This window comes from Mycobacterium sp. IS-1264, from assembly GCF_001954195.1.
Classification (GTDB): domain Bacteria; phylum Actinomycetota; class Actinomycetes; order Mycobacteriales; family Mycobacteriaceae; genus Mycobacterium.
On record NZ_MBES01000046.1, the window covers coordinates 65,846 to 72,584 of the forward strand.

The 6,739-nt window shown below is 66.1% G+C and carries 7 protein-coding genes and 1 pseudogene; all 8 read left to right on the forward strand.

The genetic code is table 11. The features are described 5' to 3' along the window. The first annotated feature begins 56 nt into the window (after positions 1-56). On the forward strand, positions 57-1,508 hold the full coding sequence (locus A5744_RS08465; RefSeq protein WP_076060054.1) for a CCA tRNA nucleotidyltransferase: 1,452 nt from the start codon (positions 57-59) through the stop codon (positions 1,506-1,508). 24 nt (positions 1,509-1,532) lie between these two features. Continuing rightward, a complete protein-coding gene (locus A5744_RS08470) occupies positions 1,533-2,042 on the forward strand; it encodes a pullulanase (protein ID WP_076060056.1) in 510 nt (169 codons plus the stop codon). A 186-nt stretch (positions 2,043-2,228) separates the two neighbouring features. Continuing rightward, positions 2,229-2,555 (forward strand): WXG100 family type VII secretion target, encoded by a 327-nt coding sequence (locus A5744_RS08475; protein ID WP_076060057.1) that lies wholly within the window; start codon positions 2,229-2,231, stop codon positions 2,553-2,555. 55 nt (positions 2,556-2,610) lie between these two features. Then, positions 2,611-2,904 (forward strand): WXG100 family type VII secretion target, encoded by a 294-nt coding sequence (locus tag A5744_RS08480; RefSeq protein WP_076060059.1) that lies wholly within the window; start codon positions 2,611-2,613, stop codon positions 2,902-2,904. An 84-nt stretch (positions 2,905-2,988) separates the two neighbouring features. Further along, positions 2,989-3,822 (forward strand): ESX secretion-associated protein EspG, encoded by an 834-nt coding sequence (locus A5744_RS08485; RefSeq protein WP_076060061.1) that lies wholly within the window; start codon positions 2,989-2,991, stop codon positions 3,820-3,822. A gap of 35 nt (positions 3,823-3,857) precedes the next feature. Next, a complete protein-coding gene (locus tag A5744_RS08490; RefSeq protein WP_076060063.1) occupies positions 3,858-4,886 on the forward strand; it encodes a MinD/ParA family protein in 1,029 nt (342 codons plus the stop codon). Further along, positions 4,886-6,367, forward strand: coding sequence for a type VII secretion integral membrane protein EccD (gene eccD / locus A5744_RS08495; protein WP_076060064.1), 1,482 nt, complete (start codon positions 4,886-4,888; stop codon positions 6,365-6,367). Before A5744_RS08490 ends, eccD begins: the two co-directional genes overlap by 1 nt. 59 nt (positions 6,368-6,426) lie before the next feature. Then, positions 6,427-6,739, forward strand: a pseudogene (locus A5744_RS08500) (type VII secretion-associated serine protease); the annotation flags it as partial.

Sequence of the window (6,739 nt, forward strand, 5' to 3'; positions counted from 1 at the left end):
CTTCCCCCGTCCCGGCCCAAGTCGTCACCGCGCCCAACCCACTACGCTGATCGAACGTGTCCCAAGCCGATGCCGATCTGCTGACCGCCGCGGCGGTCGCGCTGAACCGGCACGCCCCCGTGTTGCGCGAGCTCGGGTCGGCCTTCGCCGACGCGGGCCACGAGTTGTATCTGGTCGGCGGTTCGGTGCGGGATGCATTGCTGGGCCGGTTGAGCTCTCCAGACCTTGACTTCACCACCGACGCGCATCCGGAACAGGTGCAACAGATCGTGCGGCCGTGGGCGGACAGCGTGTGGGACACCGGCATCGCGTTCGGAACGGTCGGAGTCGGCAAGGGCGACTATCGCCTCGAGATCACGACGTTTCGCGCCGACAGCTACGACCAGGTGTCGCGCAATCCCGAGGTGCGGTTCGGCGACCGGCTCGAGGACGATCTGGTGCGCCGCGACTTCACCGTGAACGCGATGGCCGTGCGCGTGACGCCGACCGGGCCGGGTGAATTCCTCGATCCCCTGGGCGGTTTGGCGGCGCTGCGCGCGCGTGTGCTGGACACCCCGTCGGTTCCGTCGGTGTCCTTCGGCGACGACCCGCTGCGGATGTTGCGCGCCGCGCGATTCGTATCGCAACTCGGCTTCACCGTCGCGCCGCGGGTGCGGACGGCGATCGAAGAGATGGCACCGCAGCTGGACCGGATCAGCGCCGAGCGGGTCGCCGCCGAGCTGGACAAGCTGCTACTCGGCGACGACCCCGTCGCCGGTATCGACCTGCTGGTGCAGACCGGGATGGGCGAGGTGGTGCTGCCCGAGGTCGGCGGCATGCAGATGGCCATCGACGAACATCATCAGCACAAGGACGTCTACCAACATTCGTTGACCGTGCTGCGGCAGGCGATCGCGCTGGAAGGCCCACGCCCCGAAGGCGGCCCGGATCTGGTGCTGCGCTGGGCCGCGTTGCTGCATGACATCGGCAAGCCGGCCACGCGGCGGCACGAGCCGAACGGCGGCGTCAGTTTCCACCACCACGAGGTGGTCGGTGCGAAGATGGCCCGGAAGCGGCTGCGGGCGCTGAAGTACTCCAAACAGATGGTCGACGACGTTTCGCAGCTGGTGTATCTGCATCTGCGATTCCACGGCTACGGCGACGGCAAGTGGACCGACTCCGCGGTGCGCCGCTACGTCACCGACGCCGGGCCGCTGCTGCCGCGGCTGCACAAGCTCGTCCGGGCCGACTGCACGACCCGCAACAAGCGGCGGGCCGCGCGCCTGCAGGCCAGCTACGACCGGCTGGAGGCGCGGATCGCCGAGCTGGCGGCTAAGGAGGACCTTGCGCGGGTGCGGCCCGACCTGGACGGCAACCAGATCATGGAGTTGCTCGATATCCCGGCGGGCCCGCAGGTCGGGGAGGCGTGGCGCTTCCTGAAAGAGCTGCGGCTGGAACGCGGCCCTTTGACCACCGAGGAGGCATCCGCCGAGCTGCTGGCGTGGTGGCGATCGCGGCGGAACCCGTAGCGCAGGCCCGGCGTCCGACAATTCGTGGATTACTGCTTGGCGGGAGATCAGGGCGCAGCGGCCATCTGGCACGGCCAGCCAGACCTCGACCTCGACGGAGACGGCCGCTTCGACGCCGTCGGCCTGGATTTCGACGGTGACGGAATGCGCGACGATGCGCTGGCCGATTTCGATGGTGACGGAATCGCCGATCATGCCGTGCTCGACGTCGACAACGACGGGACCCCGGAAAGCTACTTCACCGACGACGGGTCGGGGACATGGGCGGTCGCCGTGGACCGCGGCGGCCAGCTGCGTTGGTACTCGCTCGACGGTCTGGAACACACCGGCGGTCCCCTGGTCGACTTCGACGGGCACGGGCGCCCCGACGATCGCTTGCTCGATACCGACGGAAACGGTGTCGCGGATCGCGTGCTGTGCGCCGGCGAGAACGGCGCGACCGGGTATGTGGACACCGACGGCGACGGTCGCTGGAACGTCCGGTTGACCGATTCCGACGGCGACGGCCTGGCCGACGGGTCGAGCGGCCTTTGACGATCATTGGCAGCGCGCTAAAGCTATCTGCTCGCCGCTTCTGACATGGCATTACTGGCGTTTGGGCAAACGCCCAGCTCAGAACCTGTGGATGAAATAAACGAACTGAAGTGACAGCGGCCCATACCTGTCTAAACTTCTACCCATATCCCGGCTCGGGAGCATAGAACATCGAGGGAGAAACGCATGCCAAGCAGCCTCATTGTTACGCCGGAGCTCCTGCGTAGCACACAGCAACGGATCGAAACGCGACTGCAAGAAGCAGCCGCCATCGTCAATCAGTACTTGAGCGGCCACGAGAACATCGTCAGCGCCACGGGGTGGTCCGGCCAGGCCGGGTCGACTTCCCTCAACACCGCCGGTCAGATCAGCCACGATCTGCAGCAGGCGATGAACGGCGGTAACCGGTTGGCGCACGGCCTCGGCCAGTCCGCGACGTTCATGGAAAGCCACGAAGCCGATTCGGCGCACAACCTCGCGGGCCTGTTCGGTGCGGGCGCGCAGTCAACCTAAGTCCACCCTCGATCGCCCCTATCTCCAGGCGCTTTTCAAGTAAGGAAATACCGACATGACAGATCACATCGTCTACAACCACGCCGCCGTCAGCGGCCTGGCCGGCGACATCGGGACCCAGGCTGCCCAGCTGATGGAGATCCACGACGATGTCCTCCATCTCACCCAGGCGCTCGCCGATTTCTTCCAGGGCCACGGTGCGACGTCTTTCTTCGACGCGCAGCAACAGATGCTGCACGGGCTGGAGGGCCTGATCCAGACCGTCAGCCTGCACGGCCAGACCGTGACCAACGTGCATAACGACGCGATCGACGCCGATCAGCACATAGGCAGCTTCTTCCTCACATAGGCGGCTTCTTCACCATTTAGCCGCGCAGTTGCTGGGGGCGTACGTGGACGCGTGCGCCCCTAGGGTCTGCGTCAAGGGAACACCGTGTTAACCACCACATTGGACGGGCTGTGGGCCCTTCAGGTCCTCAGCGGTATTGAGGTGCTGGCCCCCGAGCTGGGGTTGCGGCCGCACCTGCCCAGCGTCGAGCGCAAGCACATGGCGTTACAACACCCCGTGGCCGCCGAACTGCTGGCCGCCGGCGTGATCGACGAAACGGGTGCCGTGGACAGCACGGTGTTGGAGTGGCTGACCGTCGTGTCCCGCCGCGACATCGGACTGATCATCTACTTCCGCCTGCCCGACGACGACGATCCCCCGAAGGTACTGCTCGCGAGGTTCGCGCAATGGTGGGTCGCCATGGAACGCTCGGCCGACATCGTCCGGATCAGCGGCGCGGGAATCACGAGCAGTGAAGGCAGCGCCAACGCGGCACTCAACGCGCAGATCGAGCGGCTGTGCGGCTCCAATACAGCCGCGTCGCTGCGGCCCGTCACCCTGGACGCGGAAGCCATGCGCGCCGCCGCGACCAGCCTGGACGAGTTGCGCAGATTCTGCAGAAAGCAAAACCTCGAGCCCGATCAGTTGCACATGCTCGAGCTGGCCGCCGACCCCGCTCGTTCAGCCCAGGCCTCGATCGTCGCGATCCAGGCCGGAGTGGACACCGGCCGGCCCACACGGACCTTCGTCGACCAGGGCGGGGTGACTATCATCGATACGCCGGAAGGACGGCTGGTCGTCGAACAAGTCTCCGCCGCGGGCAAGCAGTGGACCATCATCGCCCCGGGTACCAAGAGCCACATCGCTTCCGCGATCAACCACATGGTGCGGCGCCTGCCGGCCGACCGGGAATGGTATTCGTACCGAAAAGTTGTCTAGTCGAGAGGTATCGCGAAAATGATAGCATCGGCATCGTGACAAATCCGTGGACGGCCTCATCCAATTCACCTGAACAGGGCGGACCGACTCGGAGAGAAGCACCCTCCGCTCGCCACCAAAACCCGAACTCGGTATCGGGAACGTTACGTATCTCCGATATGGTCGCACCCCGCAAAATTCCGCCGGGTAGCGGTTGGCGCAAATTTGTATATCGGGCGTCTTTCCGGGCCATTAACTTTGGCGAATCGCCCGCCGAAAGACATTATCGCGAATTGGTGGAGCGGATCCGGCGCCACATCCGCAAGCAGTACGTCATCGGGGTGGTGTCCGGAAAGGGCGGCGTCGGAAAGACCACGATGACCGCCTGCATCGGAGCGGTGTTCCGCGAATGCCGGCCCGAAAACGTCGTGGCCATCGACGCGGCTCCCGGCTTCGGGACGCTGGCCGGGCGCATCGACGAAAATCCGCCGGGCGACTACGCGGCCGTGCTCAACGACACCGACGTGCAGGGCTATGCGGACATCCGAGAGCACTTGGGACAGAACAACCTTGGGCTCGACGTGCTGGCCGGGAACCGAGCTTCGGACCAGCCGCGGCCGCTGGTGGCTTCGATGTTCACCGGGGTGCTGGCGCGGCTGCGCCGCACGCACACCGTCATCGTTGTGGACACCTCCGATGATCTGGAACATCCGGTGATGAAGGCGGTTCTCGACTCGTGCGACACGCTGGTCTTCGTGTCCGGGTTGACGGCCGACACTTCGCTGCCGGTCACCCGCGCGATCGACCTGTTGCGGTCGATGGGTTACCACGAACTGGTGTCCCGCAGCATGGTCATCCTGAACGACAGCCGCGATAAATATGATCGCGAGGCGCGCGCTTACCTCACCGAGCGATTCGAGCAATCGGGCGCGTCCGTCGAATTCATGCCGTACGACCCGTATCTCGCGAAAGGCGGGATAATTGACACGCAGCACGAGTTGAACAAGAAAACACGATTGCGGCTATTCGAGATCACCGCAGCATTGGCCGACAAATACATTCCAGATGCCGACAGGCCGCACTAATGGCGAAAGTGTCGTTTCCGGCGCGTTGTGCGGTTGCGGTCGTATGTGGAGAACACCTCGTTTCGCAGGTATATCCGGCTTCGGTGCCGATCGAGGTCTTCATCGACAACGTCGTCGAGCTCCTTAACGACGAGCTCAAGCGCCGGGGTCTGACGGGACTCGAGCCCGGCATCGGGTACGAACTGCACAAAGCCAACGGCGTGCGACTGGACGTCACCAAAACGCTCGACGAACTCGGCGTCGAGGACGGCGCCACCCTGGCACTGGTCCCCGCGGTGGAAGGTGAGTCCTTCGAGCCGCAGTACGAATCGTTGTCCACCGGACTGGCCCGCATGGGCAAGAGATTGTTCGAGCCCGTCACCGTCCAAACCGCCGCCCACGTGGCTTTGATCATCCTCGCGATGGCCTGCGCGACGGTGCTGGGATTGGCTCTGCGCCAGCGGCTCTCGACCGACTCCTTGCTGCCGGCCATCGTGACCGGCACCGCCGGTGTGCTGATCGGTGGCGGCGCCTGGACAGTGTGGCGGTGGTGGCCGGATCGCACCGACATGGTCGACGGGCTCGGTTGGCTCGCGCTACCCCTGCTCTCGGCAGCCGTCGCGTTCGGGGCGCCCGGCCGCCTTGGTTCGGCGCATGTGTTCATCGCGGCCCTGGCGGCCGCGGTGCTGACGTGTGGAATCGCCACGGTCACGGGGCGCCACGCCAATGTGGCGGCGACGGTGGTGACGGTGCTCGTCCTCGGTGGGGCGGCAGCCGCGGCACGGATGTGGTGGCCGATTCCCGCCCAGTGGCTTGGAATGTGCACCCTGGTTGTCTTGCTGCTGCTGCTGACCATGGCCCCGACGATCGCCCTGTGGGTGGCGCGGATCCGGCCACCGTACTTCGGATCGATCACGGGGCGCGATCTGTTCCGTCGCAGCGCCGGCCTCCCGGTCGATGCGGTGGCGCCCGTCGACGAGGGCGCCGACGAAGAAGTGAATCCGGACACCACCCCGCGCGGTGCGCTGATCGCGACGGCGGCGACGCGCGCGAATAACGTCCTGACCGGAATTTGCGTCGGGGCCGGGCTGACGCTGCCCGCCGCGGTGTGGGCCACGTTGATGCCCGGCCGCGGTAAGAGCGTGGCGGCCGCGGTGCTGGCCGGACTGTTCGTGGTGATCTTCATCAGCCGCGGACGCGCGTTCGCCGACAAGCGGCAGGCTATCGCCCTGGTGTGTGGCGCCGCGGCCGCGACGTGCGTCGGCGTCGTCAAATACGTTGTGCACGAGCCTGCCGCCTCCGAGTACTCCGTGCTGTGGGGCGCACTGGTATTGGCCGCGTTCGGCGGTGCCGGTCTGCTCGCCGCGCTGCTGGTGCCTATCACCCGGTTCACCCCGCTGGTGCGGATGATCGCCGAGTGGGTGGAGATAGCCGCGATTATCGCGGCCCTGCCGCTGGCGGCGTGGATCGGTGGATTGTTCACCTGGGTGCGCATGCGATGACCCGGATTGCTCTCGGGACCCGGGGTGCGCTGCGGGCCGCACCACAACGGATCGCCGCGATGACGTTGTCGAGCCTGCTCGTTGTGCTGTTAGCGAGCCTTCCTGCAGCGCAGGCGATTCCGCCGCCGATCGTCGACCCCGGCCGCGTACCGGCCGACGGAAAGCCGGCCCCGGATCAGCCGATGCGGCAAAGCTTCGCCTGTGCCCGGACGATCACGGTCGCCGATCCGAACGTGGCCCTGCCCGCGCCCGGGTTCACGATGCTGAACGTCAGCAAGGCTTGGCAATACTCGACCGGTAACGGCGTGCCGGTGGCCGTCATCGACACCGGCGTCAATCCGAGCCGGCGGTTGCCGGTCGTCGCCGGCGGCG

Excerpts from the sequence above, each read along its gene's own strand:
- eccD (WP_076060064.1), top strand. The coding sequence starts at position 4,886 with ATGGCGAAAGTGTCGTTTCCGGCGCGTTGTGCGGTTGCGGTCGTATGT.
- A5744_RS08475 (WP_076060057.1), top strand. The coding sequence starts at position 2,229 with ATGCCAAGCAGCCTCATTGTTACGCCGGAGCTCCTGCGTAGCACACAG.
- A5744_RS08480 (WP_076060059.1), top strand. The coding sequence starts at position 2,611 with ATGACAGATCACATCGTCTACAACCACGCCGCCGTCAGCGGCCTGGCC.